Source organism: Paenibacillus sp. S02 (assembly GCF_019454065.1).
Lineage (GTDB): Bacteria > Bacillota > Bacilli > Paenibacillales > Paenibacillaceae > Paenibacillus > Paenibacillus polymyxa_B.
Window position 1 is genome coordinate 4,338,774 of record NZ_CP073682.1, and the last position, 22,156, is coordinate 4,360,929.

Annotated in this window: 19 protein-coding genes and 1 pseudogene; 11 read left to right on the top strand and 9 right to left on the bottom strand. The window is 42.9% G+C overall.

All coding sequences use genetic code 11. The annotated features are described in order from the left end of the window. Nucleotides 1–32: 32 nt before the first annotated feature. Both KAI36_RS19270 and KAI36_RS19275 read left to right on the top strand, forming a co-directional pair. Entirely contained in the window at nt 33–1,460 is a 1,428-nt protein-coding gene (locus tag KAI36_RS19270; protein WP_220025759.1) for a pyridoxal phosphate-dependent decarboxylase family protein, read from the top strand. 265 nt (nt 1,461–1,725) lie between these two features. Next, entirely contained in the window at nt 1,726–2,598 is an 873-nt protein-coding gene (locus KAI36_RS19275) for a copper amine oxidase N-terminal domain-containing protein (RefSeq protein WP_220025760.1), read from the top strand. Between the two features lie 322 nt (nt 2,599–2,920). On the opposite strand, the gene KAI36_RS19280 is transcribed toward KAI36_RS19275, so the two are convergent. The 4 genes from KAI36_RS19280 to KAI36_RS19295 form a co-directional block, all read right to left on the bottom strand. Beyond that, nucleotides 2,921–3,076, bottom strand: coding sequence for a stalk domain-containing protein (locus tag KAI36_RS19280; protein ID WP_071558401.1), 156 nt, complete (start codon nt 3,074–3,076; stop codon nt 2,921–2,923). Between the two features lie 88 nt (nt 3,077–3,164). Then, nucleotides 3,165–3,689, bottom strand: a complete 525-nt coding sequence (locus tag KAI36_RS19285; RefSeq protein WP_220025761.1) for a VOC family protein — start codon at nt 3,687–3,689, stop codon at nt 3,165–3,167. 51 nt (nt 3,690–3,740) lie between these two features. Then, nucleotides 3,741–4,367: a type 1 glutamine amidotransferase family protein gene (locus tag KAI36_RS19290; protein WP_025721411.1), complete on the bottom strand. Its 627-nt coding sequence runs from the start codon at nt 4,365–4,367 to the stop codon at nt 3,741–3,743. Between the two features lie 113 nt (nt 4,368–4,480). Beyond that, nucleotides 4,481–5,443, bottom strand: a complete 963-nt coding sequence (locus KAI36_RS19295; protein ID WP_025721413.1) for a helix-turn-helix transcriptional regulator — start codon at nt 5,441–5,443, stop codon at nt 4,481–4,483. Between the two features lie 278 nt (nt 5,444–5,721). Here KAI36_RS19295 and KAI36_RS19300 point away from each other — a divergent pair, with 278 nt between their 5' ends. The 9 genes and pseudogenes from KAI36_RS19300 (at nt 5,722) to KAI36_RS19340 (ending at nt 15,594) form a co-directional block, all read left to right on the top strand. Next, nucleotides 5,722–7,224 carry a hypothetical protein gene (locus KAI36_RS19300; RefSeq protein WP_220025762.1) on the top strand — a complete coding sequence of 501 codons (1,503 nt, stop codon included), beginning with the start codon at nt 5,722–5,724 and terminating at the stop codon, nt 7,222–7,224. Between the two features lie 14 nt (nt 7,225–7,238). Then, nucleotides 7,239–8,342, top strand: coding sequence for a pentapeptide repeat-containing protein (locus KAI36_RS19305; protein WP_025723242.1), 1,104 nt, complete (start codon nt 7,239–7,241; stop codon nt 8,340–8,342). 12 nt (nt 8,343–8,354) lie between these two features. After that, a complete protein-coding gene (locus KAI36_RS19310; RefSeq protein WP_025723243.1) occupies nt 8,355–8,867 on the top strand; it encodes an imm11 family protein in 513 nt (170 codons plus the stop codon). A gap of 12 nt (nt 8,868–8,879) precedes the next feature. Beyond that, nucleotides 8,880–9,509: a hypothetical protein gene (locus KAI36_RS19315; protein WP_025723244.1), complete on the top strand. Its 630-nt coding sequence runs from the start codon at nt 8,880–8,882 to the stop codon at nt 9,507–9,509. A 31-nt stretch (nt 9,510–9,540) separates the two neighbouring features. Further along, nucleotides 9,541–9,996: a DUF4280 domain-containing protein gene (locus KAI36_RS19320; RefSeq protein WP_023989777.1), complete on the top strand. Its 456-nt coding sequence runs from the start codon at nt 9,541–9,543 to the stop codon at nt 9,994–9,996. A 24-nt stretch (nt 9,997–10,020) separates the two neighbouring features. Next, entirely contained in the window at nt 10,021–12,924 is a 2,904-nt protein-coding gene (locus KAI36_RS19325; RefSeq protein ID WP_025723245.1) for a CdiA C-terminal domain-containing protein, read from the top strand. Beyond that, complete coding sequence (locus KAI36_RS19330) at nt 12,893–13,399, top strand: hypothetical protein (protein WP_196233356.1); 507 nt, start codon at nt 12,893–12,895, stop codon at nt 13,397–13,399. Before KAI36_RS19325 ends, KAI36_RS19330 begins: the two co-directional genes overlap by 32 nt. A gap of 870 nt (nt 13,400–14,269) precedes the next feature. Beyond that, nucleotides 14,270–14,774, top strand: a pseudogene (locus tag KAI36_RS19335) (SMI1/KNR4 family protein). A 286-nt stretch (nt 14,775–15,060) separates the two neighbouring features. Continuing rightward, nucleotides 15,061–15,594 carry an SMI1/KNR4 family protein gene (locus KAI36_RS19340; protein ID WP_025723247.1) on the top strand — a complete coding sequence of 178 codons (534 nt, stop codon included), beginning with the start codon at nt 15,061–15,063 and terminating at the stop codon, nt 15,592–15,594. Between the two features lie 532 nt (nt 15,595–16,126). Here KAI36_RS19340 and KAI36_RS19345 read toward each other — a convergent pair. The 5 genes from KAI36_RS19345 to KAI36_RS19365 all read right to left on the bottom strand — a co-directional run bounded on the left by KAI36_RS19345 (nt 16,127) and on the right by KAI36_RS19365 (nt 22,014). Continuing rightward, the gene (locus tag KAI36_RS19345; protein ID WP_025723248.1) at nt 16,127–17,008 is read right to left on the bottom strand and encodes a carbohydrate ABC transporter permease; all 882 of its coding nucleotides are present in this window, start codon (nt 17,006–17,008) and stop codon (nt 16,127–16,129) included. 55 nt (nt 17,009–17,063) lie between these two features. Then, the gene (locus KAI36_RS19350; protein ID WP_025723249.1) at nt 17,064–17,945 is read right to left on the bottom strand and encodes a carbohydrate ABC transporter permease; all 882 of its coding nucleotides are present in this window, start codon (nt 17,943–17,945) and stop codon (nt 17,064–17,066) included. A gap of 26 nt (nt 17,946–17,971) precedes the next feature. Next, on the bottom strand, nt 17,972–19,315 hold the full coding sequence (locus tag KAI36_RS19355) for an extracellular solute-binding protein (RefSeq protein ID WP_220025763.1): 1,344 nt from the start codon (nt 19,313–19,315) through the stop codon (nt 17,972–17,974). A 135-nt stretch (nt 19,316–19,450) separates the two neighbouring features. Beyond that, on the bottom strand, nt 19,451–20,251 hold the full coding sequence (locus tag KAI36_RS19360; protein WP_025723251.1) for a response regulator: 801 nt from the start codon (nt 20,249–20,251) through the stop codon (nt 19,451–19,453). Nucleotides 20,252–20,253: 2 nt separating this feature from the next. After that, nucleotides 20,254–22,014 (bottom strand): cache domain-containing sensor histidine kinase, encoded by a 1,761-nt coding sequence (locus KAI36_RS19365; protein ID WP_220025764.1) that lies wholly within the window; start codon nt 22,012–22,014, stop codon nt 20,254–20,256. Nucleotides 22,015–22,156: the final 142 nt, after the last annotated feature.

Consider the following 22,156-nt stretch of genomic DNA (forward strand, 5'->3'; position numbering starts at 1 on the left):
TACTTGATCGAAGTTGAGCAAAGGAGATGCTTATGATGAATCAAGAACCAAATCAGCAATTAGGTGAGATTATTGAACAGTTCATACATTCATATATTGCAGAAAATAACAATATTCGATCCCGAAAAGTAATCAACACTGCAGATGGGGATACAATAGCTCATTTAAGGGGAATTGGTTTTCCGAAAAAAGGAAGACCGATACAAGAGGTCGTCGATGAAATGAGGAAAAACGTCTATCCTCACCAAACCTTCATGCAACACCCTCGCTTTTTCGCATTGGTTCCTGGTCCAATGTCTCTTTACTCGTGGTTAGGAGATATCATGACCAGCGCTTATAATACCCATGCCGGAAGCTGGATGCTGAGTTCGAGCGCAAGCCTTTTAGAGGGGGAAGTGATCCGGTGGATGTGTGACCAAGCAGGGTATCCCAATACTGCTGGAGGCTTATTTCTGTCGGGCGGATCGCTGTCGAATTTGACCGCTTTAGCGGCTGCACGCAATGCAAGGTTATCCGAGCAGGAATATGCCATTGGAACTGGTTATGTTTCAGATCAAACTCATTCATCGGTCGCCAAAGGGTTACGCATCCTCGGATTCCGTGGTGATCAAATCAGAAAGATTCCAAGTGATAAAAATTTTCGTATGGATGTTTCAGCCTTAGAAAAAAAAGTAATGGATGATCAGGCGGCTGGCATGAAGCCTTTTGCGATCATTGCCACGGCAGGCACAACCAATACGGGAAGCATTGACCCGTTGAACGAAATTGCTGACCTATGTGAAAAACATAACATTTGGTTACACGTGGATGGAGCTTACGGTGCATCGATTTTGGCTTCTTCGAAATATAAGCCCCTTTTGAGCGGGATATCGCGTTCAGATAGCATCACCTGGGATGCACATAAATGGTTAATGCAGACATACTCCTGTAGCGTAGTTTTAGCCAAAGAAAATCAACAGCTTAGAAACTGCTTCAGCACACATCCAGAATATTTGAAAGATGCCGAGACTAATGAAGAATATATTAATTATTGGGATCTGGGCCCTGAATTAACGCGGCCTGCTCGAAGTTTGAAACTATGGGTGACACTACAGGCTTTAGGAACTAATGCTGTCGGTGAAGCCATAGAGCATGGAGTTCAACTCGCAGAATGGGCTGAAGATGAAATCAAAAAACATAATCATTGGGAAATTGTATCCCCCGCACAGTTAGCGATTGTTAATTTTCGATATGCGCCAACTGGATTATCTGAGCAAGAATTAGATTCACTCAATAAAAGGATCTCCCAAGAAATGATGACAAACGGATACGCCTCTGTGCTTACGACACAACTTAATGGAAAAACTGCTCTCCGAATCTGTGCAATTCACCCAGACACTACGGAACATGAGATAAGGAATACAATTCAGCTTTTATCGAATATAGCACGCTCATTGAATGAGACAAAAGCCTTTTTGTGATGAAAAATCTTGAAATGAAATGCTACGCTTTCTGTAAATGAATAAAAATGCTCAACATCACACAAATAAGAGGGGCTCGCCGCCCCTCTTTACTGTTTCCTAAACATCTTCCAAATTATTTGCCATTGTGCAATGCAGTAACAATGAACAGCACTCAATCCTATAACGTATGTACTCCACATGTGTCAAAGAAGGACAAACTATCACTGCTCCAAAGCAAACATGCGACCTAACACAACCTATCTCAATTCACGGAGGGTGAAAAATGAAACGAAAATATTTTTATAGAACGGCTGTATTATCCCTTGCAGTTCTTGTGAGTTCTATATTTGGAACCTCTTCTTATAACGCTAATGCAGCACCGATTAATCACTCTATTCATGTCAATGGAACCTCTTTGCTCAAAGTGAATGATTATGACGTTTTGTACTGCACGCCGATTGGTCCCTACGTTAATGAAGAAAAACGTCTCATGGTTCCGCTTCGTTCCGTTGCCGAGCTTCTTGGCGCAAAAGTTGATTATAACGGTAAACTTCAGGAAGCAAAAATCAGGTGGAGGTCAAATGAAATTGTGTTTCAAAAGGGAGCGAAAACATATAAACTGAACGGTACTCCAGCACAGATGGACACTCAGCCCGAAGTGATTCAGGATGCCTTTGTCATTCCGCTTGGGGTATTAGTGAGAAGTATGAATATCCCGTTTGAGTACATGAACAACAAAGTAATTTTAAAAGATCTTGCTTTTGACCAAAGCAAGATTTTTCAAAAAGTAATAGAACTGGATCGAGGAAGATCCATTGTTGACAATCCTTCTGCACTGGATATTCAAAATTTCAATCTTGTGGAAGAGAAAAACTCAGCAAGCGAAACCAGAGGGAGTATCACAGTGAGTGGGTTAAATCGGACAGGCTCCACGATTAAAAAAGGGAAAGAAGATTTGCACATCATTGGCTTCTTTAATCAAACGGTGGAAATGGATGCAGATTTCGCGTCTGTAGATATCCCGGATCGAAAACGTCCAAAAGTTAATCAGGAAGGTCGCGTGTCTCAAAGTCTGTCGTATCTTAAAATAAATGACCCTTTGCAGTATATACTAGCTGCCGGAAGAACATTACAAACGAAGAATGAACGAAAATAGTAATATTCCATTGGACTGAGGCCTTTTAGTTTTGCCTGCAACCTCATTATTTTAAATAATAGATGTATAGGTTTCAATATCCTTCTTCAGTTCCTCAAAGGTCCACCCTATGCCTTAAATTTTTCATACTTACATTAGGTCTACAATTAAAAGTGATTAAAAGCAAAAACCCGCTCAGTGAGCGGGTTTCAGTATAGAGACGTGGAGAGTTGAACCCCTGTTCAAAACTTTCTCTGCTATTCATTAAAACATTGCTCCTCAAGCCTTATGTACCAGACTTAAGGAGCAATTAGTTTGTTACCCATTCCCAAGCAATCAAGTATTATTTCTTAATGTCAACATGTAATGTTCCATTGATCTTAGTTGTATTTACTGTAGCCCCCAGAACTTCTGAAACAAATCTAAGAGGAACCATAACCCGATTTGGATATGGCGGCATAATGGGAGCACTCGGCATCATCTTTTCTTCATCGTTCATGTATGCAACTTTGTGCCACCAGAATTTCTATTACATCATTTTAGCAGATAGTCACTTTAACACTTTTCATCAAAAAAAGTTATTGCATTTATTTTCCACTAAAGCTTTTAGCCCATTCGGCAACCCTACGACTACTTTCTTCTTCTGACAAATCCTCGATTCTGGTCATAATAGACCATCTTACTCCGCAAGGATCCAATATACTTCCGAATCGATCACCTGAAACAAAGTTTGTAACTGGTTCCCTTACTTTCGCTCCTCTTGCTACCGCATTTTCAATGACCTGATCAGCATTCATGACGTAAATTCCGAAAGAATAACACGCATTCTCTTCATCTGGCGGCAAGACCAATTGATATGCCGGATTCGCTGCTCCCAGCTGCAAAAAACCATTTCCAAAATCTAATTCAGCATGAACAATTATTTTATTGCCATTCTCATCAGGATATTCAGTAATATCCTTAACCCTTGCATTGAAAACCGTTGTATAGAACTCTATTGCTTCCGAAGGATTCTTCACGGTAATAAAAGGGGTAATAGATGTAAAGCCGTTGGGCATCCCCTTCTTTGTATATTTACCTGACACTCCCATATATTCTCTGCTTTCAGTCATTTTGACTCCTCCTTTAAATGATCGTAACAGTTCAATTTAATGCGCATACCTTCATTGGATTGAATTCATCAACTCATAGTAATATTTGGATGCTCGAGTTTTGTTTAGACTATACCAGGCTTCTAATGTTTTAGAAGAAAATACACCCAGAGCTTTCAAAACGTGTACGGAAAATTCCAACGGAGCTGTTCCAGATGCAGTGATCAGTTTTCCATCCGTTACAGCAGACTCCGTTTTGTAATACTTTTCGCCCGTGTAGGTGGGACAGATCATTTTGAGATATTCCAGATCATTGCTTGTATGCCAACGTGAATTCAGCAATCCTATCTGGGCAAGTCCCATGGTAGCACCACAAATCGCCGCAACCCATATACCTTCCTCTAAACACCTCTCAGCGATTTTTAAGATGGGTTGGTGAATGGTTTCTGTCCATGTATCTCCACCGGGTAAAATCAATATATCTGTGCTTTCAATGCTGCACTCATCCAGTGTGATGTCAGGCAGGATTTTCAATCCGCCCATTGTAGTTACAGGAATCTTTTCCATTCCCACGGTAACTATTTTTGATGGGACCAGCCCCTTTTTATAATATCTCCCCGAGTTCAGTTCGGCAGTTAAATAACCTATCTCCCAATCTGCCATGGTGTCAAACACATAAAGATATACTGTATTATTCATTTGCAAATTCTCCTTATTTTATAATTCATCGAGTGATACCAATCATCCTCCGGTAATCAATGATTATCATCATTATAAAAAAGCTTCACTGACATCTGCTGTCAGTGAAGCTTTTAACGTTGATAATATTCCATTAACTCCGACGCAACAGCAACAAGTTTTCCCTTCAAACTCTGTGGTTCGATTACTTGAATGGATTTCCCGTAGGGTAGGAGTAAATAAGGGACATATGTATGAAGTGATTTTTCCTCAAGCAAAAAGATGGCTTGATTGGATGTCCGCTCTTTCAGGTGATGTCCCAAAAACCAATGCAGACATAAGTCATCCAATGCCTCGGACCTGCCTCCGATAGTTAAAGAAATTAAACCGTCCTTACCCACTAAATCAGGTAACAGATTTTGCATAAAAAATTCTCGAGCCGAAAAAGCTTCGGAACGCTTAAATATGATTGGAGTACGCTTGATTTGTAGAATCCGATCTGCCCGAAAGCTACGGATCTCATTTCTTAGGTGACAAAATGCAACAGTATACCATTTATTGTTCCAGTAGACCATTCCATAGGGGTCTATCACCCTATTCTTGGGTTGTTCTTCATGGCTTGTGCGATAATCCATTTCTACAGAGAATTCGTTGGCTACAGCTTGCTCCAATACCGCCAATATCGGCTTAAGAGAAGGGTCTCCCATGCGGTTAATCACTTCAAATCCGGCTAAATGACGGCTAAGTATACTTTCCTGCTCTTGATTCGAATACATTTTCAATTTTGATGTCGCATTGTCTAATGCCTCACTCAAAGGGTATCCAGCCTCTTTTGCAAAAATAGCAGCATGTAGGAGTGCCTTTTTTTCTTCCATATCAAATAGTAGAGGCGCTCTAATAAAATTATTCAGCAAGCTATACCCGCCATTATGACCTGTGTCGGATATTATAGGCACTCCACTGGCACATAGTGCATCAATATACCGATAAACTGTCCTTATATTTATTTCTAACTTTTCGGATATTTGTTTTGCAGTCATTTTTACGCCCGAATTCAGCATCCATAGAATCGCCAGCATATTATCGTTTTTTGGCATAACATGAACCCTCATCTTTCATTTAAGCTCAATCTTATATATATCTTTTTATACTCCCTCTTACCACCTATTATATACTTTTTTCCACCTTATACTTCCCTCTCATATCTTCTAATTCCAGATTTACACATAGTAAATACCACTTCCAATGGTTCATTCTGTAAACTAAATCTCTCTTTTAACCGATAAATACATATGCTGGATTTATCAATAACCACATTACTAGCTGGGAATCTCATAATAACATTTACCAAAAACAACTATAGAAGGAGACACCTATGGAAAACATCGTGACGTACGGTCATATCGAAATCATGCCTTATGAGTTCGTCCGCCTTCATGAACTTAAAATCTTAAAAACAGTCAATGACCATGCCCGAATGATCTGTACAGGTATCATTTCGGAGAAAAAGCGAGAGCTGTACGTACGTGCTTCGGATGAAGAAACCCAGGTCAAAGCTTTTGTTACGGACAAAAATGGCAATCGACAGCCCCTTTTTCGAGGCATTGCCTTGGATGTGGAGGAAAAAGTCGTTCACGGGGTCCATTACCTGACCGTCGAAGCCATATCTCATACCTACGAGTTAGATATTAAGCGGCATCAACGCTCTTTCCAGAATCCTAAGCTTACCTATACGGGTCTGATCGAAAGTATTGTATCTGATTATTCCAAAGCCGAAGCCATGGATGTTGTATCCCATAAGAAGCCCATCGGTACCTTTATCATGCAATATGATGAAACCGATTGGCAATTTCTGAAACGGATGGCTTCGCACTTCTACTCTCCACTCATTCCTGCGGTGGGCTATGGAGTGCCAAAGTTTTATTTTGGCCTGCCTATGGGACTCAGCAAAGGAGAAATTAAATCTACGAATTATAAAGTAACCAAACGAGTAGCTGATTTCCAGACCGCCTCAGAGAATCATATCCCCGGCGTACGTGATGCTGATTTTATCCAATATGAAGTCGAGACGGAGAAATTGCTGGAGCCTGGCTACGAAGTGACCTTTCAAGGCCATAAACTGATCGTAGCTGAGGTGCTAACGGAGATGAAGGATGGGGTGCTGACCCATACCGCCAAGCTGTCACCACGAAGCGGCTTACGTCCGATTAAAGACTACAATCGCTCCATTATCGGCGCTTCCATTCATGGCAAGGTACTGAGCGTTCGTCGGGACAAAGTACGCGCCCAGCTTGACATGGACGATCAGCAAGATCCGAACACGGATTACTGGTTTCCCTACTCTACCATCTATGCATCTGCGGATAACACGGGCTGGTATTGTATGCCTGAAGACGGGGACAGCATCCGTATCTATTTCCCCAGTTATAAGGAAGAAGAGGGTTACGCGATCAGCTCAGTCAAAAGAGAACCACAACCTTCCGGGGGAAAACCTACTGCTACTTCTGGACATGCCACAGCTTCTGCTTCGTCTGCTGGATCAAAGTCTTCTTCGGCACTGTCTGCGGCAGCTCCTGCGCCAGATCGAATGGCTGACCCTGCCATTAAGACGCTGCGAACCAAATACGGCAAAGAAATCATGCTCGCTCCGGATCAAATCGTTATTTCTGGCAATGGCATGTCCATTGTCATTAACGATAAAACAGGCATTGATATTGTAAGCGGAAAAAATGTGAGTATTAGTGCGGCTTCGGATATTGTTATGAGTTCTGGTAACATCCAGCTTTCTGCCGGAAAAATTGAGTTGTCTGGTAAAGGCAATACCATTACGCTGGATGACAAAACGACCTTCTCCGGTACGGAAATCAAGATGAACTAACGGGAGGTTAGTAGATGGATAAACAAGCAGCGTTACAGCATTTTAAGGAACATCATTTTACACCCTTACTGGACATTCAGTTGGACATGCTGGAAGCCATGTTTCATCGCTACCAAGCTCAACTAATCTTCGATTTCAAAGAATCGTTTAGGGATTTGTGTATACACATTTTGAGCATGCAGCAACAAGGTCAAAAAGATCCCATTGGATATATCCACTACTCGTTCTTGCGTACTCAGATGCTGGAGCAATCCTACCTCTATATGATCGAGGCTTATTCTGCTGAATGGTACGAAGATGATTCCGATTGCAAATTAACCTATGACGCTTCATGGGCCTATGCACCGATGAGTACCATGTTGGAAACCTTGGAACAGGAACGAAAAATATATATGGGGACGATTACTTCTGTGGACGTTGAACGAATGATGCTGGAATCCGCTCCTTTTTTCCACCAGTTTGTGAACTCCCTCCTGCGCTTAGGGATCGCAGAAGTGGTTCAAATGCCTGAGTATCTCGCCATTCATAAAGCTGATCGTGTAGCTATACGAACGGGCGAGTACAAGGATATCAGCGAGAATCTATATGTCGAAGATCAGGAAGCACTTCTTGCAGATCATGTGAGAGAGCAATTGATACATTCCAGTGAAGAAGAACCCTATGTTTACGAAAACCTAAAGAGGCTCTCTCTTCCCCTCCTTCACCTAATGCAAAAGGATTTGCGCTATAACGATTTTAGCCACAGTGACTTACGGGAAAGCCAGTTTCACAGCTGCATATTGATCGGAAGCATCTGGCAACGAGCGAATCTGGCAGGAAGCAGCTTTCAGGGATGCCTCCTGACCGACACGGATTTTAGATATAGCGATTTGAGAGGTGCTAACTTCAGCAGTGCCAGCGGACAGCCGCATCGGGAACATGGAGTTCGTGTGCCGGGGCTATGTGGACTTCGTTTTGAACACGCCAACCTGGATGGGGCCGATTTTACAGATGTACATTCGTTTGAACATGTGTGTTTTGAGGGGGCTACAATGCAAGGAACCCTTGTCCCGCGAAAGTACCAACAGCATTGGAAACTAAGCGAAGCACAGCGTCAATCTATTGTATGGACGGAATAAGGAGGAATGTGTATGCGCCATTATTATGTGCTGGTCGATGATCATCGTATTTCCCGAAACATTAAACCGATGAATTTAGACCTTTTTAAAACGCCATTTGTTGGCATGCCTCCGGCTCAGGTTTTAGATGTTCATGCGACAGAAGATGCCGAGTACACGGACTGGCTACCGTTTTCACCCTCACAACCGCTATTTTCCGATCCTATGAAACGGATTCTAGAACTATACAATACACAAGCTCGTTTTAAGCAGTTGTATATCGTGAACCGGGAACCCAGCCGTCAGGAGCTATATTGGATTCCATCTGTTCCCTCCGTGGATGGTATTTCGGAACAGACTGAATTTTATCCGCATGATCAAACCCTGAAACGCCTTGTGCTGGATAGTCAAAAGGTGAATGGACACCATTTTTTCAGACTCTCCAACGTGAGGGAACCTTATTTCATCGTTAGCTTGGAGGCTGCTGAAAGTTTGCTTCGGCGGAGTTTGAGTGGTTTTCGGCTACAGAAGCTAGAACTCGTATAAGGAGGTTCAATCTTGACGGAGCATTGGGATGAATTTTTTTTGAAACTGCATCATCAACAAACGTTGAAAGAGCACCTAAGTACAGCGGAAAACGATGAAAGCTGGATGATGATATCTATTGAAGCAGCGATGGAGGGAATTTTGAAAGGCTCACTAACCCTACCGAATGAACAGGAAATTCGATTTCAAACCCTTTCTGTCTTTGAAAATCAACACACCATTTCCCTGCCTGACTCTCTTATTCCAGAAGTTCGGGCTGGACAGACAGTAGATCCGTCGAAAAGCTTCGTTGTTCAGGACAAACTGGGTGGAATCCTGTTAGGTCTGCACCAAAGCAGGCAAGAACTGGACCCCACGCAAATAGAAATCTATCAACAGCAGATGATTGAGCAAACGAGTCGCGCACAACCAAGTATGAAGCTCGTGGATGAAAAGGCTCTTTCTATTCATGATACCGTCATTGGTTGTTATGAAGCTATTTTTCTAGTTTCCCCCTCTCCCTATTATCAGATTGTCTTTGTGCGTTCCTGGCATGGCAAGGCTGTGATCGGAAGTTGCCAATTTAAGCTGGAGGATGCTCCCCTCTGGGTTCCCTTAACCTATGCCATGCTGCACACCGCAACATGGTCGGAGCTTTCTTGATTCTATACCTTTTATTCAAGGAGGTACTTGTATGTTTTTACCTTTACTTATTAAAGCTCTGGCTCAAGGTGCACTCAGCGGAGAACATTCTTATGTGGTGAGAGGAGCCAAGTTACAGTGCAGTCAAGGCACAGACCCTGGTGTGCTCAATATGATGTACAGCCACGGTGTTTTCATTAAAGATAAACCCGTTCTGAACGTGGACGATGCTATTTGTGGAGCCAATATTAGCAAAATTAATGCTTTTGGACTGTGTAAATTGAAGCAAGGCCTTCCTTGTGAACCTGAGATTGCGTTTGGGTCCAAGTGGACAGGAGGGAAGGAAGACGTATTGATTGAGGGGGCACCTGCCCTACTCAACAATTCTACCTTAATGTGTAGCTGTCAAGGTGTACAAGAGGCGATATCCTCCTTTTTTGGTGCAGACAGCACGGGATCGGGTGGTGGAGGCATTATCTCCATTACAGATGACGGACAAGATGGCTGATTTTAACAGGCAAGGAGATTAAGGATGAACATCGTAGCGAAAGACCGCTTTACCTATCAGCACTTACATGTCACTTGGCCCTATGGCAAGCTGCGTCTTAATAACGTTCATATGAGTCACGAGCTGGGAGAACATGCTAGACTGGTGATCACGGGTAGTCTAGAAGCCGATCAAGCACACACAATCATTACCAAAGCAAGCAGCGACGACAAAGTCGAACTTTGGTATTCCATTGCTAAAGACCAGAAGCATCCCTTATTTATGGGACAACTATACTGCTTAGATGTGGAGCACAGACATCAGGAGATCGTGGTAACTCTCGACGTCATTTCTCATAGTTTCAAACTGGATACGCAGCTCAAAAACCGCTCCTTTCAACACATCAATCAAAAGTATGCGGAGATTGTAGATGCGGTGCTGGCCGATTACAAAGGCTCGGATAAGATTGATGAAGCGTTTGCGAAAAAAGCAACAGGTCAATTCATCATGCAATATCAGGAGACAGATTGGACTTTTTTAAAACGGCTGGCTTCGCATGTGGGAGCCCTTCTCGTCCCTAATATCGTTTCACACCATGCGCAAATTTGGATCGGTATTCCGCAAGCCAGACAGCATATTCATTTGAAAGAGGTTCCATTTACGCTACAACGCAAGATTGCTCCCTATCTGGATCAGGAGGCAAACGGCTGGAGATCTGCCCAGATTGCAGACTACACTCGGTATACCTTTGAGTGGGATCAAATGCTGCAACTGGGAGATGAAGTCGAGCGCAATCACGAAACGTACGTCATCACCAAACGTGAAGGCCAATTGATTCGTGGCTTGATGACCTGGTCGTATGAATGCGCCCTGTTGGCGGGCTTGAAGGTCCCCAAAATATATAATCGGACCATCATTGGCGCGGCTATTGAAGGGAAAATACTAGATGTCAGCCGGAATCAGGTTCGATTGCATCTGGATATAGACGATCAGCAGAATCCCAAGGATGCCCAATGGTTCCCCTATTCTGCTGAAGGTAATCAGGTTTGGTATCTGATGCCGGAAAAAGGTGCGCAGGTGAAGCTGTATTTTCCAAGTGCTGACGAAGACGATGCGATGGTCATACAATCGGTTCGAACGAAACCATCCAGCGTTGCTGTCCCTTCATCTCACGCAGCTCAAGGTGCCGTGGTCGAATCGCCTGCAGTACGCCACCAGCGTAAAACAGCCGATCCCGGGGTCAAATCCTTTGCGAATCCGCAGGGAAAAGAAATTTCCTTAGGGAACTCCGAACTGTCGATGAGTGCTCAGGAAGGATCACTATACATCTCCATGAATACCCATAACGGCGTCAGCCTGAACAGCACCCAACGTGTACAAATTCAAGCCACCGGCAGTCTTAGTCTTTCGGCAGGTAGCATCCTGCTGCAAGGAACCAACGGCTTACACTTAAATACGACAACCGATACACTGGATCTGGAGCAGGAAGTTAACAGCGTGAGTTCAGAAATCCAGCTTAAAGCTTCCCTCCATCAATACTACCCAGAACCGATTTTGTCTGACTTTGAGAAGCAAGTCGCTGAAAACGGAATCCAAAGTGTGCTCGGAGCACGCGTTAAGGAAAACGTAGGCGCCACGCTCAAGGGAGAATGGGATGCGGGTATAGAGTTTTTAAGCGGGGTATGGGACTCAGTTGTCGATATAGCAGATATGGGGACCATGGTAATGACTCCTTTCGTTATGCCGGGAAATTACACTGGTAAAGGTTTTCTGGAGCGCAATGAGACGCTCGAGGGTATTAAGGGCGGTGCGAAGTTTGGCTGGAACTATATTGCCGATTCATTCCAAGGGAAAAAAACAAAGAAAGATGTGGTTCACGACCTTGAAACCGTGTGGGACGGCATAAAAAGCATACCCGATCCGATTGAGCGAAAATTGAATAATTTCTTCCCTAATCCATTGACCGATACCAAACAGGAAAGTTACGATGCAGGATATGACAGTATTAAGGCCGTTGAACGTGGAGCCGACATTTATACAATTGTCAAAGGTGGAGCAAAATTAATTAGGAATCTAGGAAAGCTGGGCAAAGAAGAAGCCTCCTTATCTAAGGGACTCAAGGAAGCTGAAGAAAAGAAAGCCAGTAAAGGAGGAACACCGGGGTTATTCGGAGATTCAGCAAAGGCCGACTCTGCTCTAGCCAAGATTGGAGATGGAAAATTCAAAACGAATGCCATCCGTTTTCCAACCAATTTTGAATCCTTAGGGAGTTACTTGCAAAGTGTAGCTAGAAAGATGAATATTCGTATAACTAGAAGATCACCCATTTTCGAAACTGCTGGAGGTCATTATCGGTTTCATGATCCTGGTCCCGACGTTCCACATCCTAAAGGTTCCGGTGCAAAGATTTCGCCTGAGAGACAAAAACAGATTGATGCGTTAGAATCAGGAGAGTATACGGGTAAGAGTACTAAGGGGACGGGTGAAGTTCCAAAGTTTAAACTTACTGAACCTTCTTTACCAAAGGGTAGCAAACCTAAAGGGAATTATGGAGAAGGAGATTCCCATGGAATAAAGAAGCAAAATGAAACAGCCGATGTTTTGGCCGATAATGGCTATGACATTGAGATGTTAGATGAAATTGATGGTGGAAATGGTCATGGCATTGCAGAAGGGTCGAATCCAGATTTTCTAATCGAAGGAAATGTATTTGATTGTTATGCACCAAAACCAGATGGAAAGGTACAAAGTATAATTAAAGAAATAGCAGGAAAGACGAAGAAACAGTCTGGAAGAATTGTTTTGAACATAGACAACTTTCCAAATGAAAAAGTTACCGAAATTATCGAAACAATTTTAAGAAAAGCAAATCCGAATGGAGATTTAAAAAGACTAGAAGAATTAATTCTAGTGAAGAATGGAAAGATTACAAGAGTGTTTGGAGGTTAGAAGTGAGATGGACTGTACGTTATTCTTAGTCTCAAATTTGGATAAAGAAACACTTAAAAGCACAATTTATGAAATAGTATGCGATACAGTTGAAGATAAAGTAACTAACTACGAAGATTTTTCTCGTCTTAGCTGTAAATACTTCACACTTGATATTGAAACAGAAGATATTATTAGTATTGATTTTTTAAGAGAAGAATATGGAATGAAAATTAATACAGAAATTGGGATTCAATTATTTGGGAAATTATTCGAGGAAGGATTAGAAGTGTTATTTAAAATTTTCGGTAATATTTTAATGGTTTTTAATCCTGACATGGTGTTTGTGGAAAATGGTACAGATCAAATATTCAGAAAAGAAAATGCTACTGTAATCATAAATACAAAGCTAGATCAATACCAGAAAAAGTATCTATCAAACAAGATAATTACTTCACTGCGATTCCCATATATTTTCCAACAGTTATCAAACTGAAAGCAGGCTATAGAATGCTTGTTGGATATGAATCCACTCGAATCATGAATATTTTAAAGGTGGTGGGGCTACCAAATGACGAATGAATCCATCATTCAACCAATAACACATATAAGCCATGTAATACCCGTATAAAGATTTCTCCATTTCGGTTGTACGCACATCAAATGCTTTAATTTTATAACCTAAATAATGCTATTCCGTTACATCTAACAGGTTGATTATGGTCAGATACCACCATAATTGACCTGTTTTTTGTTATTCTTATTACTTAAATAGAATTTTTTACAACATTTAAATTTCAGGTCCAAAAATTTCTTAATGAAAAATATATTTCTAAAGATAATTCAACATCTCACTACACAAAACAATGACTTGCCATTCCTCCCCATCAGAGTTAACATACACACACTTCAACCACGGGAGGGAAATATGCTATGTCAAATTGGCCAGATTGGTTTCTGGAAGCATTACGCCACTATTTTATCGACAACATGATTTAAATGTAGCAGAATGTCTACAAGCTTCACCAATTTCTAACATGTCTATGATTAAAAGCAAAAACCCACTCAATGAGCGGGCTCTCAATGTGAAGACGTGGGGAATCGCCCCTGCTCCAAACTTTTTCTGCTATTCTTTAACTATTTATTGTTCCTCAGGCCCTACATGCCAAGACTTGAAAAGTAATTGGTTTGTTACCTATTCCCAAACTATCAAACCAGGGTGTGGATTACGAAATTCTGGGACTCCCAATATTAAAGGGAAATGATGTGAAATTTAAAATGAAGTTGGATACGGAAATGTTTAAATTATCGGATGAGAAACAATTTAAAGCCTAGGCGGAAATACATTGTGGGGAGATGGTATTAGATGAGCAATGTAAAACGGAGATCACCAGATGAACTTGTCACACGTGAAGAAGTTGAACAAGTGGAAACGGATTTGGGAGTTAAATTTCCTTTAGATTATATAGAATGTGTATTAGAAAATAATGGAGCGCATGTTAATCCTGAATTGTTTGATGTAGAAGGAAAAGAAAAAGTGTTTGGGACTTTAATAACTTATGATAAAGACGATGATGAATTTATTCTAAATGTGTTTAATGATTATAATGATACACTTCCAGAGAAAGTAATACCTTTTGCTTTTGACCCCGCAGGAAATTTAATCTGTTTGATTACAAAGGTCATGAAGAGAATCCAGTGATTTTTTTTGGGGAGCATGAAGGAGCAGCGGAAAAGGTTGTATTGGTAAATAACGAAGGTATGAGTCAAGATCAGGCAGAGGAGACAGCTAGAAAAAGTATTTTTTTGCAGATTCATTTATAGAATTTCTGTATAAATTTTATGAAAGAAAAGATTTAGCAGAAAATTGAGCCTATTGATTAGCTTTTTCAACCTTTTTAATTCAAGGGAGCTTTCCAAATTTGGAAAGCTCCATTTTTTACTCTCATTTTCAAGATTGTAATTCTAAAAATCGTCTAGTAAATTAAAAGATAACAGATTCTAAAAATCGTTTAAATAAAGATTTTTTATCCAGCAGCACCTTCGTTGGACAAGTCCAAGTGCAGTTGAAGGCTATACGTAGCATCACCGTTCTACTATTCCTATCGAACACGCTGTAGCTTTTCTACTCCTAATAATTTAGAAAGGAAAATTACAATGAGTTTCCGGGTAAATTGGTCAGATAATATAAAGTTGGATAAGAAAAAAGTGAAAATTCTCGAGAGCAGATGGAATATCCGTTTTCCCAAAGAGTACGTAGAAATTGTGCTGAATCATGATGGATCGGTACCCTATATAATAGATCAAAATGGTGAAGAGATAGCGGGCGTTGTAGAAGTACCTGGGAAATTAACATGGTCTATACAACTATTATCTCTAATAGAAAAAGAAGTTCTTGGAGAAGTAATTTCTCCAATTGAGCTGGCGTATGATACTTTGAGCGAGGCGTTACCAAAAAATATATTTCCCTTTGCTATTAATGGATCTGGAGATAAATTTTTATTTGATTTTCGGAAAGATAAAAATGAACCCCAAATTTTGTTTCAAAACCATGAAGATTTAATTTTAGAAAGTGAAATAACCGAAGAGGAATTAGAAGAAAAATCACTTGAAGACTGGCAAGACGAAACATTAGATTTTGTATGTGAATCATTCGCAGCTTTTCTTAAATTAATTTCTCCTAGAGACTAAAAGGATTACTCTTTAAAGCTACTGCCCTAAACATAGCTATAAATAAATGAACTTAATTATATAGATTCGGGAGTGAATTATATAGAGAAATCATTACTAAATATATATTAAATTCATTTACTCTTTTATTTAAGATGGGTCACTCTAAAATTTTGAAAGTCCATTCCAATTTGAATCATAAGAGGAATGGACTTTTTTTCAATTTAAAGAAGAAATAAAAAAATAGCAGTCCCACCAATCTCCCTGCACCAAAAACAATAACTTTCCATCCCCCTATCAGAGTTACGAACCACATCATAACCTCCGATGGATTCACGCAATTGGTCGGTTTCATAATTTATCAACACGTTTGCTCACCATTTATTTTCTGAAAAAACTTAAACTTATAGATTTTCTACTTTCATTTATGTATTTCCCATCGACTCAAACTAGACTCGCATAAAAAAGCACCTCCTAGCATTCATCGGACAAACCAAAAGGTTTGTTCCAATGTCTACACTAGGGGGTGCTCTTCTAACCAGGGGAATTTGTTTTACCCCTTAACCGACCCGGCCGCGATCCCTTCCACAATCCGGTCACTCATGATGAGGAACACGAGCAAAATGGGCAAAATGCTGATCATCAACGTAGCTCCGATCGCTCCCCAGTCGGTCGTATATTGTCCAATAAAGTTTTGAACGCCTACAGTCAGTGTTTTGTTTTCGTCCGAGCTGATGAACGTGTTGACGAAAATAAACTCATTCCAGTTATAGATCATGTTAATAATAGATGTCGTTGCCATGACGGGGGTTGTCATGGGCAGTATGATCCGAAAGAACATCCGGTTGACGGAGCAGCCGTCCATAACGGCCGCTTCTTCCACTTCACGGGGCAAGGCGTAATAGAAGCCCAGCAAGATCATCATCGTTGTCGGCAGATTAAAAGCAACATACGACAGGATGATAGAGAGTGAAGTGTCTGTTAAATGCAGTTTTAGAAACATACTGAACAACGGAATTAAGGTGGCATGTACTGGAATCATCATTCCAACCATAAAGAGCCCGAGAACTAACTTGCTTCCTTTCCACCGCATACGTGTAATGGCAAACGTTACAAAGCTGGCTAGCAGCACCGTCAGCGCCACGGATATGACCGTAATCCACACACTATTGAAAAAGTACCTCCCTATATTGCCGCTGGTCCACACATTCATATAGTTCTCCCAATGCGGCTGGGACGGGAGTGCAAACGGCGGAAGGTTAAACACTTCCTGATTATTTTTAAGTGAGAACAGCATCAGCCACACCAGCGGTAAAAGCTGCGTCACCGCCAAGATGATTAAAATGATATACAAAGCGGCATAACCGACCCGAGTTAACATTTTGCCGCGGGTAGCGACTCCAAGCGGATAGTTGGCGGCTGCCTGGGTTTTCATATCCGTTCCTCCCTCTTCCTGTCCATTGTTACCCTCATCTATTAGCAAGACTGCATTATGAATACTGGATGGTGTCACTAGTAGCCGTAACCTTGCGGATCAGCCACGTAGCGATCAGACAGATGAGCAGCAGGGCAAAGGCTGTGGCGCTGCCGTATCCAAAATCAAAGCTGCGGAATGCCTGGTGGTACATGTAAGAGGCCATCACTTCACTGGCTCCATTCGGTCCACCATCCGTCATGACGTAGATGAGGTCAAAATATTTGAGCGAGCCGACAATGGACAATATGATCGTAACGTTAATCACCTCGCGCAGCAGGGGCAATTTGATACGAGTCGCAATCTGCCAGGGGCTGGCCCCGTCAATCCGGGCAGCCTCCATCAAGGTTTCGGGAATGTTTTTCAGCCCTGCATAGTAGATCAGGATATAAAAACCTGCATATTGCCAAATAATCGGAATAAACAAGGCAATCAACACCAGAGACGGATTAGCTAACCATTCAGGCGGGTTGTGAACTCCGACCGACACCAGTAAGGAATTGAGCACTCCGTTCGTTGGATGATATATTTTGAGCCACAGCTGTGCGATTGCTACAGAAGACAGCAGCATGGGAATCAGATAAATTTTCCGCAGCAGATTCGCTCCCTTGATTTTCCCTGACAAAATCATCGCAATGACCAGATAACCGATCAGACTAATGCCTGAAAACAAGGCCAGCAGCAGCGAATGCCATGCACTTTGCCAGAACGCTTTGTCTGTAAACAGATGTTGATAATTGTCCAGCCCCACAAAAGTCATAGAGCCAATTCCATTCCACTGATTCAAGCCGTAATAGCCAGTCAGTACGATGGGTACATATATAATAGCGAATAGCAATAGTAGAGAAGGCAATACATATAGAGCAATAACGAGCTTATTCGACATGACCTTTTCCACGGTCGGACCTCCTTAGGTGGTCAATTTCAATTCCCTTTCTCGATGGCAGCCTTATGCTGGTCGGCAAATTGTTGCGGTGTCACCGCTTTGCCGAACAACGCCTGAATCATGTTCAAATGCACCTGTGCTGCATTCGGCTTCATCTGTACATCAGCGAACAATGTAATGCTGCTGGCCTGGTTCAGCCCGTTCAGCAAATCAACATACAGCTGGGGCAGTTTTTCTTTAGAGGTGTCCACTTTCGTCGCTGGAATAACGCCTGCCTGTGTGACCGATTGTTCTCCCCATTTGACTACAAAGTATTCAACGAACGCTTTGGCCTCTTCTTTCACCTTGGAATTCTCCGAAACAAACAAACCTACTCCCGGACCTCCTACCCAACTGTTCTCGTTGCCCTTGCCGCCTGCAACCATCGGGAATTTAAAGAAGCCAATTTGATCTTTAAATTCTTGTGGGATTGCGGGATTGGTCGTAAAATTCGGCAATTCCCAAGTAGCCATCAAATACATAGCTGCCTTATTGTTCATAAACTCGGATTTTCCCTCATCATTGGACAAGCCATTAAATCCTTTGTTAAAGGCATTCATATCCACAAGTGTCTGGACTTCAGAGGCTGCTTTAATTAAACCAGGGTCATCGAACGATCCTGAGCCGTCAATCGCTTTTTTCAGCGTGTCATTACCTGCTATGCGCTCTGCCAGATACATGTACCAGAGTGAGCCGGTCCAGCGATCTTTATTGCCCAGTGCAATCGGTGCAACTCCATGATCCGTAAGAGTTTTCACAACCTGCTTAAATTCGTCAAATGTCGTAGGTACCTTCAAATTGTATTTTTGGAATATAGCTTTGTTGTAATAAATAGGTGTTATGTTCAATTCAATCGGAAGCGCATACGTTTTGCCATTCAGCGCATAAGCTTCGGTCGTTCCCGGTACGAATTTGTCCTTCAGCTTGGAACCATTCAACAGGTCATCCATCGGCGTAAATAATCCACCTTTAACGTAAGGCTCCATAAAGCCCGCTGCCCAGGTAATGCCGACATCCGGTAATTCATTGGAAGCCGACAGCACTTTGAGTTTGTTTTTATATTGTTCATTTTCCAGCACTTCCTGCTGAATGACGACATTCGGATGATCCTTTTGGTATTGATCTATAATCTGAGTCACAAGCTTGCTCTGCTGTGCCGAGCTTCCCTCTGGCCACAGGTGCATCATTTTAAGTGTAACCTTTCCCCCTTCTCCACTGGAACCGCCCTGACCATCCTTACCAGCACCGCAACCGGATAGCACCAGCATAAATGACAGCAGCAGGGTCAACCCAGCAAACCATTTCTGATGTGAGCGCTTACGTAAACCATACTCGTTGGACATCGTTAGACCTCCGTTTGTTGTAATTATATTTTTTGTAACCGTTATCATTTGTAAGTTTAGCACTCCATTCCTGCTTCCAACAGGGTACACTCATTGGGTATAATTCCACTTTTATTGGGTTTGATCTGCCTACTGTCAGTCAATATTCTCTGGTCCTGTACGCATCTGCTGCCTGTAGCGGCTAGGACTTATCCCCTCGGTCGCTTTGAATACTTTAATAAAATATTTATCTGTTCGGTAGCCTGATCGCTCGCCGATTTGGGCAATCGTCAACTGGGTATGCAGCAGCAGCTCCTTAGCCCGCTGGATCCGCAGCCGATGCAGATATTCGCTGAAGGACAAACCACTTTGCTCCTTGAACAAAACACTAAAATAGCTGGCATTCAGGTGTGAATGTGCGGCAGTCTGCGCCATCGTAATGGATTCGTGAAGATGCTCCGCCATATAAGTGAAGGCACGTCGTACCGGATCACTAAGAGTAGCCGCCTGGAGATCAAGCTCTAGCAGAACAGGGTCAGCCAGCTTGTCCAGCTTTTCGTACCGCTGCCGCTCCTCTTCCAGCCGAAGCGCTTCATTGACCGCATTCAGTAGCTCCTGCTTATCAATCGGTTTGAGCAAATAATTGACGGCTCCCAGACGAAGAGCCTGCTGGACATAATCAAACTCCGCATAACCCGAGATGACAATGATCGCTGGTCGTCGTGAATCCCGTTCCAGAGAGCGGATTAAATCCAGCCCACTGAATTCCGGCAACCGGACATCCGTAATCAACAGATGAACTGTCTCCGCTCGCAGTATATTTAATGCTTCCAAACCATTATCGAATGTTACAATCCGGTATTTCCCGGCGGCCCATTGCTCCAATGTCTGGTGTATCCCCTGACGTGTTCGCTGTTCATCGTCTACAATGACAATGGTTTTGGATGAAACACTCATTCCTACCGCCCTCCATATTCATCAGGAATTTCAAAAGCGACCACAGTTCCTTCCTGCTCAGCACTATGTATCAGCACACCATCCGTTGGATAAGATGCGCTGTCATAATAGAGAGCAAGCCTGCGCTGCACATTCACTAGTCCCATACCGGTTCCCTTGCTCTGGCAGGCTGCTCCCCCCATCAACGCTGTACGCACAGCTGCAAGTTCTTCCAGTGTCATTCCAGGTCCGTTATCTATGACCGCGATCTTGGTCCAACCCGATCTGGTCGAAGGAGTGACACTGATTTCAACACGGCCGTTGCCGATGCGATTTTCGACACCATGCAAAATGGCATTCTCTAGAATAGGCTGGATCAACAGTTTAGGAAGCGGAATTCTGGCTGCCTCCGAAGGCATATGAATTTGCCAGCTCAGACGTTCGCCCAGACGCATCTCCATCAGTTCCAGATAACGACGGATTTGCGCCATTTCTTCCCCGAGTGTCACCCAAGAGTCATGGTGAGCCGGTTCGATAACATAACGAAACAGCCGCGACATGGACACCATCAGCCCGGCAAGCTCCTCTTCTCCCTTCTCCTGTAGCGACCAGTTGAAAGCATCCAGCGTATTAAAAAGAAAATGCGGATTGATCTGCGCCTGCAGAGCTTTAAGCTCGGTCTGGCTTTGTAAAACCTCCTTCTCGCAAATAACACGGATCAATTCATTAATATCGACAATCATTGTGTTGTACTCTGCGTTCAATTCTCGCAGCTCGACCGCTGCTGCCGGTTCTGGATTCAGGGCCAATGCCCCTTCCCGTGAACGACGCATCGCCTGAATCAAGTGACCTATCGGTCTTGTAATCAACGTAGACAACATAAAGGACATGAACAGGAATAGCACGGCACCAAGAGACGCGGAAATGATAAGTGTAGTCCGTAAAACCGTAATTCCGTCTGTGACGACACTAACCGGAATCAGGATCAGCAGCGACCAGCCCGTCCGCTCCGACTGCTGAACTGCCTTCACATATTCCCGTTCCCCAATATGAACCGTCTGTGTCTTGCTATGCAGTACACCTGACAAATCCGTCTGGTTCATTGGTTCACCCGACAGCAGCTGACCTTGACGATCTACAAGCAGCATGGTTTCATCCGCTTCCTCATTGACCGCTGACGCACCATTCAGTCCAAAATAGCTTCGCTCCATACGGGTAATCAAGTACCCTCCGCGCGAGAACCAGCGATCCACCAGGCTCACCTGCCGAATTGCCAGCAGTGACCGGGGATCTTCGGGATCAATGCCGATCCAGACCAGTCTTCCTTTCATCTGATTCGCTTCCCGGATGTCTGCCTGTCCGATACGTTCCTCCAGACTGCCCTCTCTAATCGGAAACAACATCTTCCCTTCGGCGGTATACAGCTCCAGCGAGCCGACACTCGGCATATATGCCTGATAGCTATGCATCACTTGCAGTAGTGATTGACGCTGTCCGAAATTTACCTTGCCCCCGTTACGCTCCTCCAGCAAAATATGCTGAACAGACGGGTGATTCGCGACCTGCTCCGTCAAGCTGTCCATCTGGCCGATTAATGCATCCAGCCTACCGCTTGCTTGTACGGCGGTCTGACCAATATGTCGCTCGGCACTGTCTTTTAACAGGTGAGACACATTGAGATAAATGAACGCCCCCGCCACACTCATCATAATGAGCATCACCAGTATAAATCCGATAAAAATCTGATTACGCAACGTGTTTAATGGTTGGAACCTTGAACGCATATGCCTTCTCCCCCTGACCATCGCAGAAAATAGGTGATGATAACGCTTTCTTTTCCTATTCTATCGCATCGTTCTTCTTTGTTGGCATATTTTTCAACAGAGATTTATTCATTATCAAGACTATAATTAGAAGAGGACTTTA